Here is a 26467-nt window from a genome sequence, read left to right as displayed (position 1 = left end):
CCGCACCCCCGCGCCGCGGTGTCACGCGCGCACCACCTTGGGCACGAACAGATAGCCTTCGTTGCGCACGGTGCGGATGATCTCGTCGCCGCCCGAGCGCAGCTTGCGGCGCAGGCGGCTCACCTGCACGTCGATCGCCCGGTCATAGGCATCCGAATCCGGACCACGGGCCGCGGCGAGCAGCGCCTCGCGGCTCAGCACGCGGCGCGGACGCTCGATGAACACGCGCAGCACCGCGAACTCGCCATCGGTGAGGCCGACCAGCACGCCGTTGGGATCGAACAGCTCGTGACTGCCGAGGTCGATGCGCCAGCCCTCGAAGACATAGACGTCGCCGCTCTCGTTCGTGGCGATCGCGCCGCGCTTGCGCAGCGCCGCGCGCACGGTGGCGAGGATCTCGCGCGGGCTGCACGGCTTGGGCAGATAATGGCCGGCGCCGACCTCCAGGCCCAGGATGCGATCCTGTTCCTCGCCAAGGGCGCTCAGGAAGATGATCTCCGGCCCATCGGCGCGCGCGATGCGGCGACAGGCGGAAAGCCCGTCCTCGCCCGGCATCATGATGTCCAGGATCACGAGATCGACCGGGGTGCGCGCGAGGATCTGGTCCATGTCGCGCGTGCTGGACGCCGTCTCGACCTTGTAGCCCCGCGAACCGAGGCTGTTCGCCAGCAGCATGCGGATGTCGCGGTCGTCGTCGACGACGAGCAGGGTCGCCGAATCGTCCTGGGAAGTCGCGGTAGCAAGCATGGTTTCAGCTTCTACGACAAAATGCGTCTATGGTGTTGCGCGAATTTGTAACAAGATTCACCCGAGCCTGGTCGCAATCGGAACACCCCGCTTCAAAGTGAGCGTCACCGGCGTCCTTTCGGCGATTTCGGCGAGGCGGGCATTCTGCTCGGCATCGGTGCCGGTGATCGTCAGGATGCGCTCGATATTGAGCGTCTCGCCCTGGCCGTGGAGGAACAGGGCGACCTCGATATTCTCCACCGGCCACGCCTTGCGCTCGGCGTACATGCGCAGCGTGATCGCGGTGCAGGCGCCCAGGCTGCCCAGCAGCAGTTCATAGGGTGCGGGCCCGGCATCGCCCCCGCCCCGCGCTTCGGGCTCGTCGGCGACGAGGCCGCGCTTGCCGAAGCTGATGTCCGTGGCATAGGGCGCGGCGCGCCCGGTCTTGGCAATGGCGTGAGTCATGCCGGCAAGACTAGGACGGTTTAGTCGTTCCGTCATCCCCGCGCAGACGGGGATCCAGAGCGCAGGCGCTGTCCTTCCTGGCTCCGGACCCTGCCTGCGCGGGGATGACGTAGGGAGAAGAGGGCAGGCCCTCAGCTCTTCTGCCAACCCCCGCCGAGCGCGCGGAACAGGTCCACCTGCGTCTCGGCGATGAAGGCATCGGCCTGTGCCAGGTCCGCTTCGGCATCGGCGAAGGTGCGTTCGGCATCGAGCAGGGCGAGCGAATCGATATCGCCCTCGCGCTGGCGGGCGCGGGCGATGTTGACCGCCGCCTCGGCCTCGTTGCGCGCTGCCTGGAGCGCGGTGCGCCGGCCCAGCGCATGGCCATAGGCGGAGAGCGCCGTCTCGGTCTCCTGCAGCGCGTTCAGCACCGTGCCGTCGAAGGTGGCGAGCGCGACCTTGCTGTCCGCTTCCGCCCCGGCGACGCGCGCGCGGGCCGGGCCGGGGTTGACCGCCCAGTTGATCAGCCCGCCAAGGAGCCAGCGCAGCGGGCCGGCGCCGAACACGTCGCCGAAATCGGTGCCGGTCGATCCGCCCGAGACGCCGAGCGTGATCCGCGGATAGAGGTCCGCGGTCGCCACGCCGATCCGCGCGGTGGCGGCGGCCAGGCGGCGCTCGGCGGCGCGGATGTCCGGCCGGCGCGCCAGCAGCGCGGCGCCGTCGCCGACCGGGATCGGCTGGCCGAGGCGCAGCGTCGTGCTGCGCGCGCCCGCCACCGCCGGCAGATCGGCAGGCGTGCGGCCGGTGAGCGTGGCGAGGCGGAACAGTGCGGCATCGCGCGCGGCCTGGAGCGCCGGCACCTCGGCCTGGCGCTGGTTGCGGAGCGCGCCGATCCGGGCAGTGTCGAGCCGGGTCGCCAGGCCCACGCCGCGGCGGCGCTCGGTCAGGTCGATCGACTGGTCGAGCAGCTTGACGATATGCTCGGCCACCCCCAGCCGCTCGGCGGACGAAGCCGCATCGGCATAGGCGCGCGCCGTCTCGGCGGCGACGATCACGCGGACCGCGTCCGCATCCGCCTCGGCCGCGCCGACATCGCCGCGCGCGGCCTCGGTGCCGCGGCTGAGGCGACCGAACAGGTCGGCCTCGTAGCTGACGCTAAGCCCGGCATCGACCTGCCAGTCCTCGCGCGGCGCGCCGGGCAGGCGCTGGGCCGCGGGCAGGCGCCCGTAATTGGCGCCGGCGCTCAGGCTGGCCTGGGGCAGCTGGTTGGCCTTGGCGCCGCGCAGCACCGCGCGGGCCTTCTCGATCCGCGCCACGGCGACGCGGATATCGGTGTTGGCGGCCAGCGCGTCGGCAACGAGGCTGTCGAGCACCGGATCATTGTAGAGCCGCCACCAGTCGCCCTGGACAGGCGCGGCGGTCACCGCCGGATTGGCCGCGACGAAGGTGCCGGCCGCGGTCTGGGGCGGCGTCGGCGCGACATAGTTCGGACCGGCGGCACAGGCGGCGAGCGCCAGGGCCGAGGCAGTTGCGAGGAAGATACGGTAGGTCATTTCATTTCCTCCTTCCCGCCGCTCCGGGACGGGCCCGGAGCGGCGGCAGGGTTTCACTCGGCGGGCTGCAGCGCCGGCTCGTGGCCGCCTTCGTCGACTGCCTTGCGGTTGCCGCGCATCCTGGCGATGCGATCGCCCAGCGCGCGGCAGACGACGTAGAAGGTCGGCGTGAAGAGCAGGCCGAACGCCGTCACGCCCATCATCCCGAAGAACACCGCGGTGCCCAGCGCCTGGCGGAGCTCCGCGCCCGCCCCGCTCGCGATCAGCAGCGGCACGGCGCCGAGGATGAAGGCGAACGACGTCATCAGGATCGGCCGCAGGCGGTCGCGCGCGGCACGCACCGCGGCCTCCACCGGCGACAGCCCGTCCTGCACTTCCGCCTGGTGGGCGAACTCGACCACGAGGATCGCGTTCTTGGCGGCGAGCGCGATCAGCACGACCAGGCCGATCTGCGTGAGCACGTTATTGTCCATGCCCCGCAGATTCACTCCGGCCATCGCCGCGAGCAGACACATCGGCACGATCAGGATGATCGCCAGCGGCATGGTCAGGCTCTCATATTGCGCCGCCAGCACCAGGAAGACGAACACCACCGCGAGCGCGAAGACCAGCCCGGCCGTGCTGCCGGCCGCCTTTTGCTGGAAGGCGATGCCGGTCCATTCGGCGCCATAGCCGGCGGGCAGTTCGCTCGCGAGCTTCTCCATCGTGTCGAGCGAGGCGCCCGAGCTGTAGCCCGGTGCGGTATCGCCATCGACTTCCACCGCCGGGAACAGGTTGTAGCGCGTCACGCGGTACGGGCCGGTCTTGTTCTCGAAGGTCGAGACCGAGCCGATCGGCACCATCGCGCCCGAGTTCGAGCGGGTCTTGAGGTTGGCGATGTCCGCCTCGGTCGCCCGGAACGGCGCATCGGCCTGCGCGGTCACGCGATAGGTGCGGCCGAGCATGTTGAAGTCGTTCACGAAGGCCGAGCCGAGATAGACGTTCAGCGCCTCGAACACCCGCTCCGGCGGCACCCCGAGCATGTCTGCCTTGCGCCGGTCGATATCGGCGAAGACGCGCGGCGTCGCGGTGTTGAAGAAGGTGTAGATCTGCTTGAGGCCCGGAGTCTGGTTGGCCTGGCCGATCAGCCCGAACGCGGTCTTGCCCAGCTCGTCATAGCCATGCTCGGCGCGGTCCTCGATCATCATCCGGTAGCCGCCGGCCGAGCCGATGCCCTGGATGACGGGCGGCGGGACGACCAGCAGCATCGCCTCGTTGATGTCGGCGGTGCGCTGGCGCGCCTCGTTCATGATCCCGTCAAAGGTGACCCCGAGCTTCTTGCGCTCCTCGAAGGAGAGCAGGGGCACATAGGCGGCGGCCGAGTTCGGGGCGAGCGTCTGCGACGGGCCGTCGAAGCCGGCGAGCATCACCGATCCCTTCACGCCCTTGATCGGGAGGATACGGGCGACGACCTTGCGCATCACTTCGTCCGTCCGCTCGAGCGACGAGCCCGGCGGCAGCTGGATGACCGTGAGGAAGTAACCCTGGTCCTGCTGCGGGATGAACCCCACCGGCGTCACCCAGAACATCCCGATCGTCGCGGCGATCAGGCCGACATAGGTGAGCATCATCCGCTTCGGCCGGGTGACCAGCACGCGGGTGAGCTTGGCATAGCCGACGCTCATCCGCTCGAAGCCGGTGTTGAACGCATCGGCGCCGCGGCGCACGATCCGGCCGATCGGTCCCCGGGGTTCGCCCTCGTGATGCTGCAGCAGCAGCGCCGCCATGGCGGGCGACAGGGTGAGCGAGACGAGCAGCGAGATCGCGGTCGCGGCCGAGATCGTCACGGCGAACTGCTTGTAGAAGGCGCCCGACAGACCGTTCAGGAACAGCGTCGGCAGGAACACCGCGAGCAGCACCAGCACGATCGCGACGAGCGCGCCGGACACTTCGTCCATCGAAGTGCGCGCCGCCTGGAGCGGGGTCATCCCTCGCGCCAGGTTGCGCTCGACATTCTCCACCACGACGATCGCGTCGTCGACGACGATGCCGATGGCGAGGACGAGGCCGAACAGCGAGAGGTTGTTGAGCGAATAGCCGAGCGGCAGCAGCACCGCCATCGTGCCGATCAGCGAGACCGGGATGGCAAGCACCGGGATGATCGCCGCGCGCCATTTCTGGAGGAAGACGATGACGACGAGCACGACGAGCAGGATCGCCTCGCCCAGCGTGTGATAGACCGCGTCGATCGACTGCGCGATGAACTCGGTCGGGTTGTAGATGACGCGATATTCCAGGCCCTTGGGGAAGTTCTTGGACATCGCCTTGAGCTGATCCTGCACCGCATTGGCAGCGGCGAGGGCGTTCGAGCCCGGGCGCTGGAACACGGCGAGGATCACGGTCGGCTTGTTGGAAAGATAGGTGTTGGACGAATAGTCCGCCGCACCCAGTTCCACGCGCGCCACGTCGCTCACCCGCACCTGGTGCCCGTCGGCATCGGTGCGGATCACCACCTGGCCGAACTGCGCGGGATCCTTCAGGCGGCCCTGCGTCTCGATATTGAGCTGGAAGGCGTTGCCCGTCGGCGTCGAGCCCGGCTGGCCGAGCGTGCCGGCGGCGACCTGGACGTTCTGCGCGCGCAGCGCCTGGACGATGTCGCCCGCCGTCAGGTTGAGCGCGGCGGCGCGGCCCGGATCGATCCACACGCGCATCGCATAGTCGCGCGCGCCGAACATGCGCACGTCGCCCACGCCTTCGACACGGGCGAGGCGGTCCTTCACCTGGGTCAGCGCATAGTTGGAGATATATTCGCGATCGACGGAGTTGTCCGGCGAGATCAGGTTCACGACCAGCAGGAAGTCCGGCGTGGTCTTGCGCGTGACGACGCCCAGACGCTGCACTTCCTCGGGCAGGCGCGGGATCGCGACCGCGACGCGGTTCTGCACCAGCACCTGCGCGGAATCGAGATTGGTTCCCGACTTGAACGTGACGGTGATGGTGACGTTGCCGTCGCCGGTCGATTGCGACGACTGGTAGAGCATGTCGTCGACGCCGTTGATCTCCTGCTCGATCGGCGCGGCGACCGTCTCGGCGACGGTCTCGGCCGAAGCGCCGGGATAGGAGGCGGTGACCGTCACCGTCGGGGGGACGATGTCGGGATATTGGGAAATCGGCAACGCGAGATAGGCGATCGCACCGATGATCGTGATCACGACCGCGATGACGGCCGCGAAGATCGGGCGCGTGATGAAGAACCGCGAGAGGCGCATGGGGCCACTCCTCGAAAAAGAGGTCTGAAACGAAGAAAGTGTCAGCCGCCGGACCCTGGGGAGATCCGGCGGCTGACGGTCAACGGGCGAAGGTTGCTTCGCCCGTCACCGGCGCCGTGAGGGCCGGCGCCTGACTGGTTGCGGTCGGCGCGATCTTGCCGGGCTTCGGGTTCACCTTGCCGCCCGGAGCGGCGAACTGGGTACCCGAGATCACCACCTTGTCCTGGGCGGTCAGGCCGGAGCGGACGATGCGCAGGCCGTCGACCACGGGCCCGAGCGTCACCGGCTTGGGCGCGACGGTGCCGTCCTTGCCCACGGTAAGCACGAGCTTGCGGGCCTGGTCGGTCTGGATCGCGGTGTCCGGCACCATCAGCGCCTGGGTGGTGCCGCCGGCCGAGAGGCGCATGTTGCCGAACATGCCGGGCGTCAGGAACATGCCCGGATTGCTCAGCACCGCGCGGCCGCGGATCGTGCCCGACTTGGGATCGAGCCCGTTGTCGGTGAAGTCGAGCTTGCCCTTCCACTTATAGTCGGTCTCGTCCTGCAGGCGGATCTCCACCGGCGATTCCTGGGCGCCGGTTTCCTTCGCGCGCTTGGTCTTGAGGAACAGGGCCTCCGAACCGTCGAAGGTGAAGTAGATCGGATCGAGCGCGTTGATCGTGGTCAGCAGCGAACCGCCCTGCCCCTCGCCTGCGGCCACCAGGTTGCCCGGATCGACGCGGCGGTCCGAGATGCGGCCGGCGATCGGCGCGCGGACCTGGGTGAACTCCATGTCGAGCGCGCGGCTGCGCACCCGGGCCTGGGCCGCAGACACCGACGCACCGGCGGCGCGGACGCGGGCCTGGAGCCGCTCGACATCGCTCTTCGACACCGCCTCGACCGAGACGAGACGCTCGGCGCGACCCAGGTCGGAACGGGCAAGCGCGAGATCGCTCTCGGCACTGGCCAGCCCGGCGCGCGCTTCGGCCAGGGCCGCCGCAAACGGGCGCTGGTCGATGGTGAAGAGCAGCTGGCCCTTCTGGACGATCGCACCGTCGGTGAAGTGGACGCCGGTGATCGCCCCCGAGACGCGCGGACGCACCTCGACTGCGCGGCTCGGCTCGAACCGGCCGACATAATCGTCCCATTCGTTGACGTCGCGGACCAGCGGGGTGGCGACCGTCACCACCGGCGGCGGCGGCGCCGCCATCGCGGCGGGCGCGTCCTTGCTGGCGATGCTGAGGCCGGCGGCGACCAGCACCACCGGCAGCGCGACGAGGCTGCCGCGCTGCCACAGCGGCATGCGGCGAAGGCGATCCGAGACGCCCGGCTTGTTGTCGCCCGTCTCGGATTCGATGCGCGTGATCATGTTCATTGGAATCGCTTCCCCTGATTCAGGGCTGCCCGGCCGCGGCTGATGGAGGCGAGCAGCGTTTCATATTGGTCGGGCGTGAAGCCCGCTTCGTGGAAGGCGCGGATCTCGTGGCGGGGCACGGCATAGCCCTTGTGCCAGGCGAGCACCGACATGCGGCGCAGCGCCTCGAGTTTCTGGTCCGCTAGTTTCGGATTGGGCACCTCGCCCCCGAAGATCACGCCCAGCGCCACCGAGAGGCGACCGGGCTTCTCCAGCGACGCCAGCCGGTCGTGCTGCGCGATCGCGACGACTTGCCATTCGAGCGCGGAAAAGCCGCTGACCGGGAGGACATCGGCAGGCACCGCGATCGGGCTGCCCTGGAGCGCGGCGAAGTTGAGATAGGCCATGATCGTCTCCTCCTGCTTGTTGCCCGGCGGAAGGCAAAAGCCTCCCCGTGCCGCGCGGAACGGTTTCCGCCGGCATTTCCGGTCATCCCCAACCGGCACGAGACGAGGCTTTCGCGCAGACGCATGTGTCTGCGGCGCACCGTCCCGGTCCTGTCTAAATTCTGCGCTGCTGGAGTGATGGCCCGGGGCATCGGCCCCTTGTCGTCGCTTCGGCAGCTTCCCTCATTCTATACTGACTGGTATAGAAATCGTGCTGCGTTGCGTCAAGGGCTTTTTATACTGGTCGGTATTTTTTGTCGAGGCGGGGCCAAACAAAAACTTTCAAGAGGCGTTCGCGATCGGGCGCCTCCCTGTCATCGCGGCGAAAGCCGGATGCCGGCAATCTCGCTTACTTGCTCGGCCAGCAGGCCAGGCTGGTGTCGATCAGCGCCTGAAGATCGGCGCACGACGTGCCGCCGCCGGCCTGGAGCGCAATGCCCTGGAGCAGTGCGGTCAGATAGGCGGTGAGCCCGATCACGTCGGTATCGGCGGGCAGGTCGCCTTCGTCCTTGGCGCGCTCGAATCGATCGATCAGGCCCTGCTTCACGGTTGCCCCGCGCTTGAGCACCTCGGCGCGGATCGACTCCGCTTCGGCCCCGCAAGCCACCGAGTTGATCACGCCCATGCAGCCCTTGGGATCGCACGAGCTCATCTGCATCTCGAGCGCGCCGATCAGCAGCCGCTCGGCGACGCCGCGCGCAGTCGGCGCGTCGAGCGCCTTGCCCATATAGTCGAGCTTCTCGCGCTGATAGAGATCCAGCGTCTTCCGGAAGAGCGCTTCCTTGTTGCCGAACGCCGCATAGAGGCTCGGCCGGGTGATCCCCATCGCTTCGGTCAGGTCGCTCAGCGAGGCGCCCTCATAACCCTTGCTCCAGAAGACGCGCAGCGCCGCGGTCAACGCCGAGTCGGTGTCGAATTCGCGGGGGCGCCCCTTGGCGACGGCACAGGCGGTGATTTCCATAATGACCGGTACATAATGTTGATGGACCCAAAAGTCCAATGCCTTGCGGCCCTTCCGCATTCCACTCCGGTTAACCACTGTATTTTCACGGGTGTGAACTTGCCGATCGGTGGGATTACGCGCTTCCCATGGTTGAATCCATTCGACTCACCAGTTGGCGGAAACATAGGGCGCCCGTCATGCAAGTCGCGGATGCATGCCGCGGGCCCTCCCGCAGCCCCGCCGAATTGACGAACGAGAATATCGCAGGACGCGTCAGGGGCATTTGGACGGCAATGGCATCGCATCGTCCGCAACAACCGGCGACCATGCGCCGCTCCCTTCATTTATACGCTGCATATCGTTTGCACCAAAATGGAGTAATTTAGATGGACGGCCAGCGTCTGGTGCACATCGTCGATGATGAGGACAGCGTCCGGAACTCGATCGGGTTCATGCTGCGGACCACGGGCTATGCCGTGCGCCTCTGGCCATCGGGCACGGCGTTCCTCCGCGAACTGCGCAGCGTCGAGCCGGGCTGCGTCCTGCTCGACATCCGCATGCCCGAAATCGACGGGCTGCAAGTGCAGCAGCTGCTCAACGAGCGCGGTGCCGCCATGCCGGTGATCGTGCTCACCGGACATGGCGACGTGGCGGTCGCGGTGAAGGCGATGCGCGCGGGCGCGGTCGACTTCCTCGAAAAGCCGTTCGAGGCCGATCGCCTGCTGAACGCGATCGACAAGGCCTTTGAGCGCATGCGCGAATCGAACGGCGGCTCGCGCACCGATGCGGCCCGCACGCAGCTCGCCAATCTCTCCGCGCGCGAGCGCGAAGTGCTGGAAGGGCTCGCGGCCGGCTTTCCCAACAAGACCATCGCCTATGATCTCGGCATCTCGCCGCGCACGGTGGAAGTGCACCGCGCCAATCTGATGCAGAAGCTCGGTGCGCGCAGCCTCTCCGAAGCGCTGCGCGTCACCTTCACCGCCGAGATGGGCGAAATCCAGCGTCCCTAGGCGTCAGAACCAGCCGGCGGTTTCGCCCAGCATCATGATACCCGCGGCGATGAACAGCACCGCGGCGATACCGTGCACCAGCCGCAGCGGCACGCGCTTGAGCAACGCGTTGCCAAGGAACACCGCCGGCACATTGGCCAGCATCATGCCCAGCGTGGTGCCGGCGGTGACCGCCCATATGTTATGGAACTTCGCCCCCAGCGCCACCGTGGCGAGCTGGGTCTTGTCGCCCATCTCGACCAGGAAGAAGGCAATGGCGGTAGTGAGGAAGGCGCCGAAGCGAGCCGGCTTGTCCTCGATGTCGTCGATCTTGTCGGGGATCAGCGTCCACAGTCCCATGGCGATGAACGAAGCGGCGATCAGATAGCGGAACCAGGCGCCCTGGAGCAGCGCGGCGGCTTCCGAACCTACCAGGGCGGCAAGGAAATGATTGGCCAGCGTCGCGACCAGGATGCCGAGGATGATCGGCACCGGCTTCTTGAAGCGCGTGGCGAGCAGGATGGCGAGCAACTGGGTCTTGTCGCCGATCTCGGCGAGCGCGACGAGTGCGGTGGAACTGAGCAGGGCTTCCACGGGCAATACTCCGGGCCGGACGGAGACGAAATCCAACGACATCGCACCTCCCCGCCCGGCAAGAGCGGAGATGCGACGCCATTGGTCTCGCCCGAACGGTGACCCGTCCCTCCCGCGCCATGGCCTCTCGGCCAAGCATGTTGACGCAGGAGCCCGCGCGACGGCGCGGCTGGCTACTCCCCAAATAGCGAGGTACTGCCGAAGCAGCACCTGCCCCGCCTAGGGCAGGTGCCCGTGAGAATCCAGCGCTTTGTGGTTCAGCCCGCCAGGCAGAGCAGGGGATTCCCGGCCGCGGGCACCGCGTCCGGTTCGCCGCGCAGCGAAGCGAGCAGGTCGCCGATCGAGCGCACCGGCGTCGAATCGAGGAAGCGGCTGCCCCAGTCGCGTGCCAGCGCCGCGGCATCGGCTCCGGTATCCGCCAGGATCGAGGGAAAGGCGATGCGCAGGCGGGGCCCGGCGAAGAGCTGCTCGGGCGAGGCAGTCACCGCCGACCCCAGCGGCCGGACGAACACCGCGCCGGCGACCTTCTCGACATAGGAAGCCGGCGAGAGCCGCGCCCACCAGGTCACCGCGAAACAGCCGATGCCGTGCGCGACCAGGATCACCGGGCGCTCCGTCAGGCGAACCGCCTCGTCGAGCCGCGCGGCCCACAGGTTGCGCCCGCCCCCGCCAAGCTCGATGATCTGCCCGGCATGCGCCAACAGGCTGCGGGCGGGACGGTCGGCACGATCATAGATGGTCAGTGTCGGAAGCGACGGATCGAAGAGGCCATTCTCGGGCATTCGCTTATCTCCCAGCCGGGCGGGAAGGCACGCTCAACGAGTCGCCAGCCTATTCCTACTCCACCACTATGCAATCGCCCCTGCGCCAGGATGTTTTCCCGGCGCGCCGAAATAATCGGCCCCTCTGTGACTCTCCCGTGTCCGAATATTGCAGAAAGTTCATCTTGCGGAGAACTGTCGGCCACCCGGGCGGGTGCAGTCTCGCCTCTCCACAAGCAGGAGAGTGCCAATGTTCAGGAAGTTGATGATCGCCGGAGCCTCGCTCGCCATGCTCGCCGCGGCGACGCCTTCGATCGCAGCAGCGCCGTGCCGCGACGCGCACGGCAAGTTCATGAAGTGCCCGACCAAGCCCGCGGCCAAGCCCATGGCCACCAAGCCCGCGGCGGCCGCCCCCGTTGCCGCCAAGCCCATGGCGGCAAAGCCCGCGCCCGCCAAGGCAACGCACTGCAAGGATGCCAAGGGCAAGTTCGTGAAGTGCGGCACGGCAGGCGCCAAGCCGTCCTGACCGCCAGCTCCGGGCTCGGCCGCCCGCATCGGCCGGGCCCGGATCATTTCCTACCAGCGACTTCGAAGCCGGCGGCAACCCCGCCGGCTTTTTCGTTCGTCCGCCCGATGCGCGATCGATCCGGCTTCGTCGCAATACGCGCCGCCTCGGTCGCTTAACGGAGGAAGCTGCCCCCCGCTCCCCGCAGCGTACCTCCTGCGCCCGTGCTTCAATCGTGAAGGCGGCGCAGCGAGCGGGCGGGCTGCCGGGCGACATCCTGGACGATCGGGTCGGCGAAATTTCCCAAGCGAAATGGCCAGAGCGCGATGCAGCCCCGCCGCGCGAGCGAAAGAGGGAGTGGTCCGCCACGCGAGCAGCCTGAGCACGGGCTGCCGCCGCGGCCAGAAGCAAAAGGGCTGACAATGATAAATCGAACCAGGACCATCACCCGGCTGTTGCGGGACTCGACGGCACTTTGCGGCGCCATGCTGATCGCCGCGCCGGCATTGGCGCAGGAAGCCGCGCCGGCGGCGTCATCCGCACGGGACGCTGCCGCTCCCGCGGCCGCCCCGGCTGCCCAGGAAGCAACCGGGGACCAGATCGTCGTCACCGGCTCGCTGATCCGGCGCACCGACACGGAAACGCCGTCGCCGGTCACCGTGCTCTCGGCCGAGACGCTCGAGCAGCGCGGCCTCAACACCGTCACCGAGGCGGTGCAGCGCCTGTCGGCCGGCAATGCCGGCACGATCACCCAGGGCTGGAATGCGGGCGGCAATTTCGCGGCGGGCGCCAGCGCCATCTCGCTGCGCGGCCTCACCGTGCAGTCGACGCTGACCATCTTCGACGGCCTGCGCATGGCGCCCTATCCGCTCGCGGACGACGGCCAGCGCAACTTCGTCGACATGAACACCATCCCGAACGCGATCATCGAGCGCATCGACGTGCTGAAGGACGGCGCTTCCTCCACCTATGGCGCGGATGCCGTCGCCGGCGTGATCAACGTGATCACGAAGAAGGAGATCAAGGGCCTGCACGCCAATGTCTCGGCCGGCATCTCGCAGCGCGGCGACGCGGGCGAGCGACGCGCCGACCTGACCTGGGGCTATGGCGACCTCAACGACCAGGGCTTCAACTTCTACGTCAGCGGCGAATATATGAAGCAGGACCCGCTCTGGGCGCGGGACCGCGACTATCCGTTCAACACGCTGGACTGGAGCCGGATCTGCGGCGCCAGCGGATCCTGCCTGCCGAACCACACCTGGAACGGCATCAGTGCGAACGGGACGGTATTCGGCCTGTACGCCCCGCCTGGCGTCGCGATGATCCGTCCGGTGGCGACACCGGGCAACCCGAGCGGTTCCGGGCGATTCTCCTACATGGCCACGTCGAATCCCTGCGGACGCTGGACGCCGTATCAGCTCTCCGCCGCGCAGATCGCACAGGCGACCACCGCGCCCACGAGCGGCATCGTCTGCCAGGGCAACCAGGCGGAGTATCTGATGCTGCTGCCGGACGTGGAGCGCTTCGGCGTGTCGAGCCGCTTCACCGCCAATATCGGCGACTCGCACCAGTTCTACGCACAGGCGAACTATTACAAGACGTCCACCGCCGCCACGTCCTCGCCGCACGCCTTCAACGGCACTCTGCCGGATCCCACCTCGGTGGGCACCTACAGCGTGATCATGCCGGTCTATGTGTGCGCATCCGGCAGGGGCACGCCCAACGGAGTGAACACCGGTTGCGATGCCACCAACGGCACGCTCAACCCGCAGAACCCCTATGCCGCTGCCGGCCAGACCGCGCAGGTCCTGTTCCGGTCCGACCGGATTCGCGAGGACGAGGCGATCTCCCGTACGCTGCGCGGCACGATCGGCCTGTCCGGCCAGGTCGCCGGCTTCGACTATTCGGCGAGCTTCGTCGCCGCCAATTCGAAGCTCACCCGCATCCAGCGCGGCTATGTGAAGCCGCAGCGGATCATGGACGTGCTGGCACGCGGCACGTTCAACTTCACCAATCTGGCCGCGAACCCGCAGAGCGTCTGGGACTATATCGCGCCGGAAAACGCCACGGTGTCGAACTCGGATCTGTGGCAGGCCACGGCGAACCTGTCGCGGCACGTCATCGACCTGCCGGGCGGCGGCGTGGATGCGGCGGGCGGCCTTTCCTATCGCTATGAGTCGATCATCTCGCCCAGCGCCAATCCGGGCAGCGACATCAGCCCCTGGGATCGCTATTACAACGTCAACGCAGTCGGCACCTCGGGCAGCCGCAAGGTCTTCTCGGCCTTTGGCGAAGTCCAGGCGACCGCGCTGGACATGCTCGAGCTGAACCTCTCGGGCCGTTACGACTCCTATTCGAGCGGGCAGAAGAACTTCTCGCCCAAGGTCGGCGCCAAGTTCACACCGATCCGTGCCCTTGCGGTACGCGGCACCTGGTCGAAGGGCTTCCGCATCCCGAGCTTCAACGAAGCCTATGGCACGCCGACCACCGGCTTCGTCACGCGCGGCGGCGGCACCTTCTGCCAGACCTATGCGGCGTTCTGCGCGGCGCACGGCAACAACGTCTACGCCAGCCAGGCCTTCAGCATGGGCCTGACCAATGTCGGCAATCCCGATCTGCGTCCGGAGAAGTCGGAGAGCATCACCGCCGGCCTGATCTTCGAGCCGATCCGCGGCCTCAGCTTCACGCTCGATTTCTGGCGGATCCGCGTCAAGGACCAGATCGTCGGCGTGAACAACACGGCGCCGGTGCTCGACGCCTATTATCGCAACAACGGCGTGGTGAACATTCCGGGCGTCACCGTCCGGCCCGGTCCGGTGGACCCGGCCAATCCGAACGCGTTGCCGCATATCGGGACCATCCGGGCCCTCTATGCCAATGCCAACCGGCAGGTGGTCCAGGGTATCGATGCCGGCTTCAACGCGAACCTGAAGCTGGCCGGCGACATACGCTGGATCAGCTCGCTCGAGGTCTCGTATCTCGACAAGAACCACCTCACGCTGATCGACTCGATCACCGGCGAGGCGCAGCCGCCGCAGCGCTACGAGGACACGCTCAGCCCCTGCAACAACACGTCGTGCTCGGGTTCGCCGCGCTGGCGGGCGAGCTGGCAGAACACGCTCAAGCTCGGCGACACCAGCGTGACGGCCACGGCCTACTACACCGCCGGCTATCACGTCTCGCAGGTCGATTTCGGCGCCACGCCGTTCGACTGCGCGAGCGCGGTCGACAATGGCGCGGCGACCTATGACGATGGCACGCCGGTGCAGTGCCGCTCGAAGGATATCTGGAACGTCGACCTGACGATCCAGCACCGGATCAACGACAATTTCGCGCTGTCGCTGAACGTGCTCAACCTGCTCGACACCAAGCCGCCCTTCGATCCGAACGCCGCCTACAGCACCTTCGGCTACAACCCGGCCTGGGCCGGCCCCAACATCATGGGCCGCTATTTCCGCGTCGGAGCGAAGATCGATTTCTAGACCCGCCGTAAGAGGGCAACTCCGGGGAGCGGCTTTGCCGCTCCCTCTTTTTTTGCCCGGCGCGTGCGCCCGTCGCGCCACCTTCCGCTAATGAGATTGACTCGCAATATGCCATTCCCTAACGAGCCCGCCACAGGGGTGTTCCAAGGGGATCCGCGATGAAGTCCTTCCTCCACAGCGCGCTGCCCGCCGGCGCCATGGCCGTGCGAGCCCCGGCGCCGGGCGAGGAAGAGGGTCAGGACAAGCGCCGCGAGGCGATCGACCCCATCGTCTCGCTCCGCCTCGCATATTGAACCGGGAGGAACGCGTGGCGGGAACAGCACGAGCGCGCGCGGGCTGGCGCTACCGCGTCAATGTCACGGCGCGCGCGGTGGCCGGGACGATCGGCGCCTATGCGGTCGCCGCCCTGTTCGCCGCGGCGATGGCGCGCCTGCTGCCGATGCCGAGAGTGGAAGCGATCATGCCGGCGACTCTGCTCGCCTTCCTCGTCGGGCCGGCGGTCACGCTGTGGGCGTTCCTCGCCCGCGGTCCCTGGCGCGCCTGGGCCGGGGTAGTCCTGCTCGCCGCGCTCTTCGCCGCGATCGGCTGGGCCGCGGGGGCGCCGACATGAGCGCGCTCCGCGAAGGCGCGCGCCAGGTCATGGCCTGGCTGCACGGCTGGACCGGGCTGCTGCTCGGCTGGGTGCTGTTCGTCATGTGCCTTGCCGGCACGCTCAGCGTGTTCAAGCCCGAGATCGGCCAGTGGATGCGCCCGGAGACCCGCGCCACCGCCGATCCGGCCGATGCCGTGCAGGCCGCGACCGACTGGCTGGCGACGAACACCCGAGGCTCGACCGGCTGGTATCTCACGGCCCCGAGCGCCCGGACGAACACGGTCGAGGCCGCCTATGACAGCGACGGCAGCTTCGTCTATCGCGCGCTCGATCCGGTGCGCGGCGCCCCCGCCCCGCGCGAGACGCTGGGCGGCGAATTCTTCTACCGCCTCCATTTCGAACTGGAGCTGCCCTATCCCTGGGGCCGGCTGCTCGCGTCGATCGCGGCGATGGCGATGCTGGTCGCCCTGATCACCGGGATCATCGCGCATCGCCGCATCTTCAAGGACTATTTCACCTTCCGTCCGGCCAAGGGGCAGCGCTCCTGGCTCGACGGGCACAATGCGCTGGGCGTGCTTGCCACGCCGTTCCACTTGATGATCACCTTCACCGGGCTGGTCACGCTCGCCTCGCTCAACATGCCCTGGGCCATCTCCGCCACCTATGGCAAGGACCTGGCCGCGGTGTACCACGATCTCGCGCCGGGCGTGGCGGAGCGCGCCAGGGCGAACGTGCCCGTGCCGCTGGCTCCGATCGCCCCGATGCTGCGCGAGGCCCAGCGCCGGCTCGGCGGCACGATCGGCCGCGTCTATGTGATCAACCCGGGCGACCGGGCCGCGGTGGTCACCATATTCCGCTCGGATGCCGACCAGATCGGCTTCACGCCCGCCGAGATCAGCTTCGACGGCGCCACCGGCAGGCCGCTCCGCGCCTGGCGGGAGAATCGCGGCGCGATCCAGACGTATAATGTCGTCTACGGACTCCACATGGCCCGCTTCGCCTCGATCGCGACGCGCTGGCTCTATTTCCTGGGCGGCGCGATGCTGACGCTGGCGATCGCGACGGGCCTGGTCCTGTGGATCGTCAAGCGCCGCGAGCGCGCGCCGCTCTCGCTCGGCAATCGCGTGCTCGAACGGCTGAACGCGGGCGTACTGCCCGGCGTGCCGCTGGGGTGCGCCGCCTATCTCCTCGCCAACCGCCTGTTGCCGCTCGGTCTCACCGGCCGGGCCGAGCTGGAGGTCTCCACGGCATTGTGGGCCGCCGCCGCGGCAGTGGCGATGGGCGCCGCGCTGCCGCCGCGCTGGTCCTGGCCGCTGCTCACCGGCGCGACCGCGCTCGCCTGTGCGCTCGCGGCACTCATCGGCCTGTCGATCAGCGTCATGTCGGTGGTGCTGCTGGCCGTCGCGGCGGCGCTCGCCCTGCTTGCCGCGAAGCAGTTGCGGCCCCCGAAGCGCGCCCCCGAACGCCGGAGGCGCGCGGCATGACGATGGCAGTCGCCGGCCTGCTCTATCTCGGCATGTTCGCGCTCGCCGCCGGCATGTCGCGCCACGCCGACCCCCTGCTCGGGGCCCGGGCAAGGCATGCCGCGCTCCGGCATCCGGCCCGCTATGGCTGGGCGCTGGTCGCGTTCTCCTTCCTCATCGCCTGTCTCGCGGGCGACGGCGGGCGGGCGCTGGTGCTGTGGTTCGGGCTTATCCCCTTCGCCAGCGCGATCATCCTGCTGGGGCTCAGCTATCGCCCGGCCGTGCCGCGCGCCATGGTGCCGGTCGCGATGCTGATGGTGCTGCTCGCGCCCCTTATCTAGGCGAGGACCGCCTTGCCGCGCAGCAAGGCTCCGGCAACTTCCACGATCTCGACGGGATCGAAGGGCTTGCCGATCGCCGGCACCTCGGCGAACCCTTCGGGCAGATGGTCGCGGCCATAGCCGCTGACAAAGGCGAAGGGCACGCCATGCGCATCGAGCGCGGCTGCGATCGCCTCGACGCTGGCGCCCTGCAAATTGCCGTCGAGCAGCGCCCCGTCGATCCGTCCGCCTTCGACGATCGCCCGGGCATGCTCGGCGGTCGCGGCCGGGCCGACCACCTCCACGCCGGCATCGGCGAGGATCGCGGCGAGTTCGAGCGCGACCAGCGGCTCGTCCTCGATGATCGCGAAGCGCTTGCCGGCGATGGACGCCATCGCGGCCCCGGCACCCCTGGTCCAGCCGCCGTCATCCGCCGGGCGATCCGCCGGCAGTTCCGCCGCGCCACCGGAATGCGGCACGGTCAGGGTCCAGCGCAGCCCCTCGGCCGCGAAGACCGCCACCGCCGATCCGCCCTCGGCCTTCAGGCTCCGCTCGATCAATGCCGTGCCGAAGCCGCGCCGGCCCGGCGCCGTCACCGCCGGGCCGCCGGTCTCCGCCCATTCGAGCTCGAGCATCGCGCCGCGCAGCCGCCACTCCAGCCGTACCCGCCCCGCCTCGTTCGAAAGTGCGCCATATTTGTTGGCATTGGTGCCGAGTTCATGGAGCACCAGGGCAAGGTGCAGCGCCGGCTCGGGCGACAGCTCGATCTCGGGCCCGGCGAAGCTCAGGCGCTGCGGGTCGATCGTGCCGAGCTGGAGCTGCCCCTCGATCAGCTCGCGCAGCCTGGCGCCCTGCCAGGTGGTGGCGCTGAGCAGCGAATGGGCGCGGGCCAGCGCATGGATGCGGCCGATGAAGGTCGGCGCGAAATCGGAAGGGCCGGCCGAATGGCGCAGCGTCTGCGTGGCGATCGCCTGGACCGAGGCGAGCGTGTTCTTGACGCGGTGGTTGAGCTCGCCGATCAGCAGCCGCTGCGTCGCCTCGGCGCGCTTGCGCTCGGTCACGTCGAGGATCTGGACGCTGACCGAGACCAGCCGGTCGCCCTCGAACAGCGCCGAGCAATAGCATTCGCAGTCGAGCAGGGTTCCGCCCTTGTCGTTGGCGCGCAGCGTCTCGACGCGGCGCAGCTCATGCCCCTCGACCATCTGCCCCAGCACCGCCTCCACCGCCGCGCCATTGGCGGGATCCAGCCAGTCGAGCTTCGCGGCGCGCCGGCCCAGCACTTCCGCCGCGCTCCAGCCGAACAGCCGCTCGGCGCCGTTCGACCAGCCGATCACCCGGAGCTCGGCATCGAATTCGACGATGGCGAGCGGGCTGTTGTCGCTATGCGCCTGGATCCGGCCGAGCGCCGCGGCCAGCTGGTCGCGCTGGCGGGCGATCTCCAGCCGCTGGCGCGCCAGCTCGACGAAGATGTCGACCTTGTTGCGCACGATCTGCGGGTCGACCGGCTTGAACAGATAGTCGACGGCGCCCGCCTCATATCCCCGGAACCGCCGGCGCTCGTCGGTCGCCACCGCCGTCACGAAGATGATCGGAACGCGCCGCGTCCGCTCCGTCCCGCGCATCAGCTCGGCGAGTTCATATCCGTCCATCCCCGGCATCTGCACGTCGAGGAGGGCGAGCGCGACTTCGTGCCGGAGCAGCAGTTCCAGCGCGGCCGGGCCCGACGGCGCCTTGAGGATCTCCACGCCGTCGCGGCGAAGCAGCGCGTCCATCGCGATCAGGTTCTTCTCGACATCGTCGACGACGAGGATCTTCACGGTTTCAGGCTGCGGCATGGTCGACCTCCGCAGCTATCGGCCGGATGTTGCGCCGGTATATCTTCTCTTCGGAAACGAAGTCGGCGAATGCGCCGGCATGCGCGGAGAAGCGCAGATTCTCCTTCGCGCCGAGCCCCAGGAAACCGCCGCGCACCAGGCTCTGCCCGAACAGGCCGAGCGCGCGATCCTGCAACGCCCGATCGAAATAGATCAGCACGTTGCGGCTCGAGACCAGGTGCGCCTCGGCAAAGACCTGGTCGCTGGCGAGATTGTGCTCGGCGAACACCGCCCGGGCGCGCAGGCTCTTGTCGAACACCGCCCGGCCATAGCCCGCCGTATAATGATCCGAGAGCGATCCCCTGCCGCCCGAGGCGCGGTGGTTCTCGGTGAACTGCGCGATGCGATCCAGCGCATAGACGCCGGCCTCCGCCCGCTCGAGCGCGGCGGGGCTGATGTCGGTGCAGTAGAAGAGGGTCCGCTCCTCCAGCCCCTCCTCGCGGAACAGGATGGCGAGCGAATAGAATTCCTCGCCGTTCGCGCAGCCCGCGATCCAAACCTTGAGCGACGGGAAGGTGCGCAGATGCGGCACCACCTGTTCGCGGATCGCGCGGAAATGGGCCGGGTCGCGGAACATCTCGCTCACCTGGATGGTGAGGAAGCCCATCAGCTCGGCGAACAGCGCCGGCTCGCGCAGCACCCGCCCTTGCAGCTGCGACAGGGTATCGCAGCCGAAGCGCGCCTGCGCCCGCTCCAGCCGCCGCCGCAGCGAGCCGCGCGAATAGCCGCGAAAGTCATGGTGATAGCGCCGCCAGATCGCGTCGAGCAGCAGCTCGAGCTCCAGCGCGTCCACCGGATCCGCGGCGTCGCTCATCGCGGCATCCACACCCGGACCAGGCTGAGCAGCTTGTCGACGTCGAGCGGCTTGGCGAGATAGTCGTTCGCCCCCGCCGCGATACAGTCCTGCTGGTCGCGCGCCATCGCCTTGGCAGTGAGCGCGATCACCGGCAGCCCGCGCCATTCCGGCCGCCCGCGAATCTCGCGGGTCGCGGCGATCCCGTCCATCTCGGGCATCATCACGTCCATCAGCACCAGCTCGACCGGGGCACCCCCGCCCTGCGCCGCGTCGAGCGCCGCCAGCGCCTCGATCCCGTTGCGGGCGATCTGCACCTTCGCGCCGTGCGGCTCGAAGATCGAGGTGAGCGCATAGACGTTGCGGATATCGTCCTCGACGACGAGGATGTGGCGCCCGTCGAGCGCGGCGTCGCGCTTGAGCGCCTGGCTCAGGATCGCCTGCTGCTGCTCGGGCAGGTCCGACACCACCTGGTGGAGGAACAGCGTCACTTCGTCGAGCAGCCGCTCGGGCGACTTCGCGCCCTTGACGATGATCGACTTGGAATAGCGCCGCAGCCGCAGCTCCTCGTCGGCCGAAAGGTCGCGCCCGGTATAGACGATCACCGGCGGGAAGCCGACGCTCTCGTCCATGCTCAGCCGCTCGAGCAGGTCGAGCCCCGGCAGGTCGGGCAGGTTGAGATCGAGCACCATGCAGTCGAACGTCTCGCTGCCGAGCTGCTCCAGCGCGGCCGCGGCGCTGTGCGCATCGACGGTCTCGACATCGCGCGAGGCGAGCAGCAGCCGCACGCTCTCGGCCTGTTGCGCATCGTCCTCCACCACCAGCACCCGGCGCAGGCGGCGCGTCATGTGCGCCTCCAGCCCTTCGAGCACGCCGACCAGCTGGTCGCGCAGCACCGGCTTGAGCATATAGCCGATCGCCCCGCCGGCGAGCGCCACCTGGCTGTTGTCGTCGGCCGAGACGACATGCACCGGGATGTGCCGCGTGCGCGGATCGCGCTTGATCCGGTCGAGCACCGACAGGCCGGTATGGTCGGGCAGCCCGATGTCGAGGATCACCGCGTTGGGCAGATATTGCCGCGCCATCAGCGCGCCTTCGTCGGCGGTGCCCGCGATCAGGCAGTCGAAGCCCAGTTCGTGCGCCAGGTCATAGAGAATGCGCGCGAAGGCGGGATCGTCCTCGACGACGAGCAGCACCCGGCTGTCGCCGCTGAGCCGCTCGCGATCGTCGGCGACTTCGGCGGCGCGCGGAGCGCGCCTGGGCGCGGCGGGTGTGGGCACGGCGGCGATCAGCGGTGCCTCCGCCATGGGCGCGGCCTCGATCAGCCCCGGATCATAGGTCTCGGGCAGCAGCAGGGTGAAGACGCTGCCCTCGCCGGCGCTGCTCTCCAGCCGGATCTCGCCGCCCAGCAGCCGGGCCAGCTCGCGCGAGATCGACAGGCCCAGGCCCGTCCCGCCATATCTGCGGCTGATCGTGCCGTCCGCCTGGCGGAACGCCTCGAAGACGATCTTCTGCTGCTCGGGCGCGATCCCCACGCCGGTGTCGCGCACCGCGAAGCTCAGCCGCCCGTCGGCGGCCCGCCCGGCGCTCAGCGTCACTTCGCCCCGGCCGGTGAACTTCACGGCATTGGAGAGGAAGTTGCGCAGCACCTGTTCCAGCCGCTGCGGATCGGTCTCGAGGTCGTCGGGCGTGCCCGGCAGCGCCTCGCAGCGCAGCGCCAGCCCCTTGGCCTCGGCCGCCGCCGCAAAGCCCTGGCGGAGCTTCTCCAGCATCGGCGAGATCCGGATGCGGCGCGGCTGCAGTTCCAGCTTGCCGGCCTCGATCTTCGAGATGTCGAGCACGTCGTTGATCAGCGCGAGCAGGTCGTTGCCCGACGTCTCGATCGTCTCCGCATGCCGCACCTGCTCGGCACTCATATTGCCCGCGCGGTTCTCGGCGAGCAGCCGGGCCATGATCAGCAGCGAATTGAGCGGCGTGCGCAGCTCGTGGCTCATATTGGCGAGGAATTCGGACTTGTAGCGGCTCGCCTGTTCCAGCGCGCGCGCCTGGCCGGCGAGCGAAGCCTGCGCATGCGCCAGATCGTCGCGCTGCGCCTCCAGCGTCTGGGTCTGCTCCTCGAGCTGGGCGTTGCTTTCCTCCAGTTCGGCCTGCTGCACTTCCAGCCGCGCCTGCGATTCCTGCAGCGCGCGGGCCTGCGCCTCCAGCTCCTCGTTGCTCGATCGCAGTTCCTCGCCCTGCGCCTGCAGTTCCTCCGCCTGTGCCTGGGTCTCCTCGAGCAGTTCCTGGAGCTGGGTGCGATATTTGGCCGAGCGCACCGCGATGCCGAGCTGCTCGGCGATCCGCTCGAGCAGGTCCTCGGCCGCCGCCGGCATCGCGGCGCCGGCGAAGCCGAGCTCCACCACCGTGTTGACCTGGCCGTCGATCCGGGCGGGCGCGATCAGCAGCTGCCCGGGCCTGGCCTGGCCGAGCGCCGAGCCGAAATAGAGATAGCCGTCCGGCACCGGCGCCAGCACGAAGCCCCGCCCGTCGGCGATCGCCTGGCCGAGCAGCCCGTCGCCCGGCGTCACCCGCTCGGGCACCGCGGCGCCGGCCGGCACGCCATAGCTGGCCCGGCGCAGGAAGCCGTCGCCGTTGCGGATGAAGATCGCCCCCGCCGTTGCGCCCAGATATTCGGCGAGGAAGCGCAGCGCGCTCGCGCCGAGCCGGTCGATCGCCAGGTCTCCGGCGAGCGCCTGTCCCAGCCCGACCTGCCCCGCCTGCAGCCATTCCTCGCGGCGAACGGCCAGCCGGTTGCGGACGAACAGCACGCCGACGATGCCCAGCGTCCAGGCGGTGAGCACGCCCAGGGTGCGGTTGACCCGCGCGATGCTGGGGTCGACGCCGCTGCGCGCCAGCATGAAGCCGGTGATGGTCAGCACCGTCGCGACCAGGGCGACCGCGGCGGGCACCACCGGGCGCGGCGCCAGATAGGCGAAGACGATCGGCAGCAGGTAGATCACCCATACCGAAGTGCCGAGCGGCAGCTGAAGGTCGGCGAGGAACGGCACCACGAGGAGAACCGCGAGCGCGCCATAGAGCAGCATTTCGTATTTCGCGCCGGACCGGTGGATCATCAAACCCCGTTCTCTAAGGCAAGCCCGAGAAATTGCCGCCTTATTCCAACAGCATCCGGGGATCGCAACCAAGATCGGCGCCGAACGACGCCGCCCGGCGCAACGTTCTGCACGCGAATTCGGTTCCGGGAAATGCGCAAATTACGGACAACGGTCCGAATCGGGACGGCAATGGCCCGGCGCGCGCAAGCCCGCTACCTGGCGGGATGCCAGGCCGGCCATGCTCCAACATGCGGGAACCAGGGGCGGCTGGTGGAGCTGAGGGGAATCGAACCCCTGACCTCTGCAGTGCGATTGCAGCGCTCTCCCATCTGAGCTACAGCCCCGCCGCCTGTCCCGGGTGGCCCCGGGAGGCGCTCCATTAGCGGCGCTTTTTCCCCAATGCAACCGGCTTGAAACAAGCGCGGCAAAACGCTTCGCCGGCGCGGCGAACTGCACTGAAAAGCGGGGCTTTTTCCGGAACCATTGCCGGCTCTCGCCCGCTGAATCCACGCCGGCCAAGTCCCCCAAGGACCGGCAGTGGAGAAGATTCCCATGAGCGACCGTTACTCCGATCCCCGCTATTTCGGCCCCGAAGACCAGTATCAGGTGAGCGGCGCCCGCCGCGCCGGCGGCGAACATTATTCGAGCGCCCGCGAATATGCCGCGGCCGGCGAGCTCGGCCGAACGCGCGGCAATCGCGGCTATGGCCCTGGCGGATATGGCAGCGAATATCGCGGCGGCTGGGACCGCGGCGCCCGCGAGCAGCGCGGCTGGGACGAGCCCCGCACCCCGTATCGCAGCCAGGATCCGGACCGCGGCTTCTTCGATCGCGCCGGCGACGAGGTCCGCTCCTGGTTCGGCGACCAGGAAGCGGAGCGCCGCCGCGAAGCCGATACGCGCTACGACGCACGATGGCCCCATGGCCCCGACGATCACTATTCCGGCTGGCGCCGCCAGCGCATCGCCGAGCTCGACAGCGACTATGACGAGTATCGCCGCGAGAACGCCCAGCGCTTCGAGAACGAGTTCAACAGCTGGCGCACCGATCGCCAGGGCCAGCGCGACGGCCTGCGCCGGGTGGCCGAGCACATGGAAGTGGTTGGCTCGGACGGCAGCCATGTCGGCAAGGTCGACAAGGTGCGCGGCGATCGCATCGTCCTCACCAGGAACGACAGCGAGGCCGGCGGCCATCACCATTCGATCCCGTCGCGCTGGATCCAGTCGGTCGACGACAAGGTGACACTGCGCAAGACCGCGGACGAAGCGCATGCGGCGTGGAAGGACGAGGAGCGCGCGGGCGCGCTGTTCGGAGGGCACGACGACCAGGACTGGAATCGCGACCGGAATCTCAACCGGAGCTTTTCCGGGACCTATTGATCCCCAGATGACGGATGTGAGCAGAACTGGGCCCGGGAACACGTCCCGGGCCCTTCCTTGTCTGCCGCCGGCTCAGCCCGCCAGGAACGCAGTCAGCGCCGCGCGGAACGCCTCGGGCTGGTCGAGCATGATGAAATGCCCGCTATCGGCCACGCCCTTCAGGTTCACCCTGGGCGCGCCGGCATATTCGCGCTTGTAGAGGTCGAGCGTCGGCGCCTCGCCGCCCCGCGCCGCCAGCCAGGGCACCAGCACGGTGATCGGCGCGGCGATGGCCTTCAGGTCGGGGCGCAGATCGGTCTGGAGATCCTCGAACATGGTCTGGGCGGAGACCCGCATGTCCGCCTTGGTCATCCAGGCCGCGACCTGCGCCTGCGATTCGGGCTTGGCCGCATTCTGCCGCGCGATGGCCTGGCCCACCGCTTCGGGAAGCGGCTTGCCGTAGAGGCCGGCCATCTGCGCGCGCATCGCCTCGGCCTGGGGCTTGACCGATTCGACCGTCGAGCCGGGGAAGAAGGCCGAGCCGACGAACGGCATCGCGTCGACGATCAGCGCCTTGCCGACATCGCCGGGATGCGCCTTGGCCAGCATCAGCGTCAGCAGCCCGCCCATCGAATGGCCGACCACGGCGGCACCCGCCAGCTTGCGCTCGGCGACCAGCTTGTGCAGTTCGGCGACCATGGCGGGGAGTAGCCCCTCGCCCAGATTGGCGCCCGGCGCGTCGCCGCCAAAGCCGTTGACCTGGACGAGATACACGGTGTGCGTCTTCGCCAGCTCGGGCGCCACGCCGTCCCACACCGCGCGCGGGCTCGACAGGCCGGGGATCAGGATCACCGGACTGCCCTTGCCGATCACCTGCACCGAGAGATGATCCATCTGGATCATCTCGGCCGGCGCCGGCGCGGTCGCGGCATGCGCCGCAGGGGCATGGAGGATGGCGGGGATGCTGGCGGTGGCGAGCAGGGCGAAGGCAATGCGCTTGATCATGACGGTCAGTCCTTACGGTTGGGATTGGTGAAGATTTCTTCGATGGTGAGGCCGAACAGGTCGGCGATCCTGAAGGCGAGCGGGAGCGAGGGGTCGTAGCGGCCGGTCTCGATCGCGTTGACGCTCTGGCGGGAGACATCGAGCCGCTCGGCCAGGTCCTGCTGGCTCCAGGCCCGCTCGGCACGCAGCACGCGGAGGCGATTGATCATTCGCCGCCTCCGCGCATCGCCGCGAGCTTGTTGAAGCAGCGGCCCACGCCCAGGCCCGCGAACCACAGGATCGCGGCGTAATAGGCATAGACGTGCGGCACGAGGCCGAAATTCTCGAGAAAGCCCCATGCCGTCGCGATGCTCAGCGCGAAGCCGGTGGCGACGAGCGCCTGGCGGGTCACCTGCACGCGCAGATACTCGTCCTGCTCCTCGACGAGATAGCGGCCGAGGACGAAGAACACGCCGATCACCGGCAGCGCCGGCAGCACGCCGGCGACATAGCCCAGCGGCCCATGCAGCGGACTGTTCCGCGCATGCATGACCACGCCGATCAGGATCAGCACATAGCTCGCCATCAGCAGGATCACCGATTTCGTGTAACGCTTCTGTGCCCGATTGCCGGCCATGATTGGCTTCCTTTGCAGTTTGTAAAGGGAGCTTTACCCGAGTCGGCGCGGAATGTCAACCAAGCTTTCCATATGGGAAAGCCTGCCAGACTAGATGCTAATGCTACTTTCCAGCCGGTGTTTCGGGATCAAGGCGCCAGCCATGGAAGGTGCGGACCATCGGTTTGCCGCATCCCTCGCACCAGGATCGGAAAGCCGAGCCGTCATTCCAGGCTCGGCCACGACTGCGGTGATGTTTGCCGACAAGACAATAGACTGGCTGCAGCAAGCGCATGTGCCGCCTCCCCGGAATCTCACGGGAATGGTGGCATTTTCCACCGAAAAGTCCA

The 26467-nt window shown here is 68.4% G+C and carries 23 protein-coding genes, 1 tRNA gene and 1 riboswitch; of the genes, 8 read left to right on the top strand and 16 right to left on the bottom strand.

The window, feature by feature from the left end; genetic code table 11:
• Window positions 1-21: 21 nt before the first annotated feature.
• From FHR20_RS00860 to FHR20_RS00830, 7 genes are all read right to left on the bottom strand, one after another.
• A complete protein-coding gene (locus FHR20_RS00860) occupies window positions 22-747 on the bottom strand; it encodes a response regulator (RefSeq protein ID WP_167297818.1) in 726 nt (241 codons plus the stop codon).
• Window positions 748-804: 57 nt separating this feature from the next.
• Complete coding sequence (locus FHR20_RS00855) at window positions 805-1191, bottom strand: OsmC family protein (protein ID WP_167297817.1); 387 nt, start codon at window positions 1189-1191, stop codon at window positions 805-807.
• A gap of 131 nt (window positions 1192-1322) precedes the next feature.
• Window positions 1323-2723, bottom strand: a complete 1401-nt coding sequence (locus FHR20_RS00850; protein WP_167297816.1) for an efflux transporter outer membrane subunit — start codon at window positions 2721-2723, stop codon at window positions 1323-1325.
• A gap of 53 nt (window positions 2724-2776) precedes the next feature.
• Window positions 2777-5971, bottom strand: coding sequence for an efflux RND transporter permease subunit (locus FHR20_RS00845; RefSeq protein ID WP_167297815.1), 3195 nt, complete (start codon window positions 5969-5971; stop codon window positions 2777-2779).
• A gap of 79 nt (window positions 5972-6050) precedes the next feature.
• Window positions 6051-7325 (bottom strand): efflux RND transporter periplasmic adaptor subunit, encoded by a 1275-nt coding sequence (locus FHR20_RS00840; RefSeq protein WP_167297814.1) that lies wholly within the window; start codon window positions 7323-7325, stop codon window positions 6051-6053.
• The gene (locus FHR20_RS00835) at window positions 7322-7711 is read right to left on the bottom strand and encodes a hypothetical protein (protein WP_208413353.1); all 390 of its coding nucleotides are present in this window, start codon (window positions 7709-7711) and stop codon (window positions 7322-7324) included. Before FHR20_RS00835 ends, FHR20_RS00840 begins: the two co-directional genes overlap by 4 nt.
• Before the next feature lie 388 nt (window positions 7712-8099).
• Window positions 8100-8711, bottom strand: coding sequence for a TetR/AcrR family transcriptional regulator (locus FHR20_RS00830; protein WP_167297813.1), 612 nt, complete (start codon window positions 8709-8711; stop codon window positions 8100-8102).
• A 368-nt stretch (window positions 8712-9079) separates the two neighbouring features.
• Here FHR20_RS00830 and FHR20_RS00825 point away from each other — a divergent pair, with 368 nt between their 5' ends.
• Window positions 9080-9703 (top strand): response regulator transcription factor, encoded by a 624-nt coding sequence (locus tag FHR20_RS00825; RefSeq protein WP_167297812.1) that lies wholly within the window; start codon window positions 9080-9082, stop codon window positions 9701-9703.
• 3 nt (window positions 9704-9706) lie between these two features.
• Here the strand turns inward: FHR20_RS00825 and FHR20_RS00820 are convergent, their stop codons facing one another.
• Complete coding sequence (locus FHR20_RS00820; RefSeq protein WP_167297811.1) at window positions 9707-10276, bottom strand: TMEM165/GDT1 family protein; 570 nt, start codon at window positions 10274-10276, stop codon at window positions 9707-9709.
• Window positions 10277-10288: 12 nt separating this feature from the next.
• Window positions 10289-10470: riboswitch (yybP-ykoY riboswitch) on the bottom strand.
• Window positions 10471-10533: 63 nt separating this feature from the next.
• Window positions 10534-11058 (bottom strand): alpha/beta hydrolase, encoded by a 525-nt coding sequence (locus tag FHR20_RS00815; RefSeq protein ID WP_167297810.1) that lies wholly within the window; start codon window positions 11056-11058, stop codon window positions 10534-10536.
• Between the two features lie 229 nt (window positions 11059-11287).
• On the opposite strand from FHR20_RS00815, the gene FHR20_RS00810 reads away from it, so the two are divergent.
• The 6 genes from FHR20_RS00810 to FHR20_RS00790 all read left to right on the top strand — a co-directional run bounded on the left by FHR20_RS00810 (window position 11288) and on the right by FHR20_RS00790 (window position 17420).
• Window positions 11288-11563 carry a hypothetical protein gene (locus tag FHR20_RS00810; protein ID WP_167297809.1) on the top strand — a complete coding sequence of 92 codons (276 nt, stop codon included), beginning with the start codon at window positions 11288-11290 and terminating at the stop codon, window positions 11561-11563.
• 401 nt (window positions 11564-11964) lie between these two features.
• Window positions 11965-15024, top strand: coding sequence for a TonB-dependent receptor plug domain-containing protein (locus FHR20_RS00805; RefSeq protein ID WP_167297808.1), 3060 nt, complete (start codon window positions 11965-11967; stop codon window positions 15022-15024).
• Between the two features lie 158 nt (window positions 15025-15182).
• Window positions 15183-15317 (top strand): hypothetical protein, encoded by a 135-nt coding sequence (locus tag FHR20_RS22980; RefSeq protein WP_279589376.1) that lies wholly within the window; start codon window positions 15183-15185, stop codon window positions 15315-15317.
• A gap of 14 nt (window positions 15318-15331) precedes the next feature.
• Window positions 15332-15634: a DUF3649 domain-containing protein gene (locus tag FHR20_RS00800; protein ID WP_167297807.1), complete on the top strand. Its 303-nt coding sequence runs from the start codon at window positions 15332-15334 to the stop codon at window positions 15632-15634.
• Window positions 15631-17100 carry a PepSY-associated TM helix domain-containing protein gene (locus tag FHR20_RS00795; RefSeq protein ID WP_167297806.1) on the top strand — a complete coding sequence of 490 codons (1470 nt, stop codon included), beginning with the start codon at window positions 15631-15633 and terminating at the stop codon, window positions 17098-17100. Before FHR20_RS00800 ends, FHR20_RS00795 begins: the two co-directional genes overlap by 4 nt.
• A complete protein-coding gene (locus FHR20_RS00790; RefSeq protein ID WP_167297805.1) occupies window positions 17097-17420 on the top strand; it encodes a DUF3325 family protein in 324 nt (107 codons plus the stop codon). Before FHR20_RS00795 ends, FHR20_RS00790 begins: the two co-directional genes overlap by 4 nt.
• Here FHR20_RS00790 and FHR20_RS00785 read toward each other — a convergent pair.
• The 4 genes from FHR20_RS00785 to FHR20_RS00770 all read right to left on the bottom strand — a co-directional run bounded on the left by FHR20_RS00785 (window position 17417) and on the right by FHR20_RS00770 (window position 23505).
• Window positions 17417-19234 (bottom strand): response regulator, encoded by a 1818-nt coding sequence (locus FHR20_RS00785; RefSeq protein ID WP_167297804.1) that lies wholly within the window; start codon window positions 19232-19234, stop codon window positions 17417-17419. The genes FHR20_RS00790 and FHR20_RS00785 overlap by 4 nt on opposite strands.
• Window positions 19221-20087 carry a CheR family methyltransferase gene (locus tag FHR20_RS00780; RefSeq protein WP_208413350.1) on the bottom strand — a complete coding sequence of 289 codons (867 nt, stop codon included), beginning with the start codon at window positions 20085-20087 and terminating at the stop codon, window positions 19221-19223. Before FHR20_RS00780 ends, FHR20_RS00785 begins: the two co-directional genes overlap by 14 nt.
• On the bottom strand, window positions 20084-23179 hold the full coding sequence (locus FHR20_RS00775) for a response regulator (RefSeq protein WP_243857089.1): 3096 nt from the start codon (window positions 23177-23179) through the stop codon (window positions 20084-20086). Before FHR20_RS00775 ends, FHR20_RS00780 begins: the two co-directional genes overlap by 4 nt.
• A gap of 250 nt (window positions 23180-23429) precedes the next feature.
• Window positions 23430-23505: transfer RNA gene (locus tag FHR20_RS00770), tRNA-Ala, on the bottom strand.
• A gap of 208 nt (window positions 23506-23713) precedes the next feature.
• On the opposite strand from FHR20_RS00770, the gene FHR20_RS00765 reads away from it, so the two are divergent.
• Window positions 23714-24538, top strand: coding sequence for a DUF2171 domain-containing protein (locus FHR20_RS00765; protein ID WP_167297802.1), 825 nt, complete (start codon window positions 23714-23716; stop codon window positions 24536-24538).
• 72 nt (window positions 24539-24610) lie between these two features.
• Here FHR20_RS00765 and FHR20_RS00760 read toward each other — a convergent pair whose 3' ends face one another.
• From FHR20_RS00760 to FHR20_RS00750, 3 genes are read right to left on the bottom strand one after another with little or no spacing between them, the layout of a single operon-like run.
• Window positions 24611-25522, bottom strand: coding sequence for an alpha/beta fold hydrolase (locus tag FHR20_RS00760; protein ID WP_243857088.1), 912 nt, complete (start codon window positions 25520-25522; stop codon window positions 24611-24613).
• Window positions 25523-25527: 5 nt separating this feature from the next.
• On the bottom strand, window positions 25528-25731 hold the full coding sequence (locus FHR20_RS00755) for a helix-turn-helix transcriptional regulator (RefSeq protein ID WP_167297801.1): 204 nt from the start codon (window positions 25729-25731) through the stop codon (window positions 25528-25530).
• Window positions 25728-26138, bottom strand: coding sequence for a hypothetical protein (locus FHR20_RS00750; RefSeq protein WP_167297800.1), 411 nt, complete (start codon window positions 26136-26138; stop codon window positions 25728-25730). The genes FHR20_RS00755 and FHR20_RS00750 overlap by 4 nt, the downstream gene beginning before the upstream one ends.
• Window positions 26139-26467: the final 329 nt, after the last annotated feature.

The sequence above is a fragment of the Sphingomonas leidyi genome, assembly GCF_011761945.1.
Taxonomy (GTDB): Bacteria; Pseudomonadota; Alphaproteobacteria; order Sphingomonadales; family Sphingomonadaceae; genus Sphingomonas; species Sphingomonas leidyi.
This window is presented reverse-complemented; position numbering and strand designations above follow the sequence as displayed.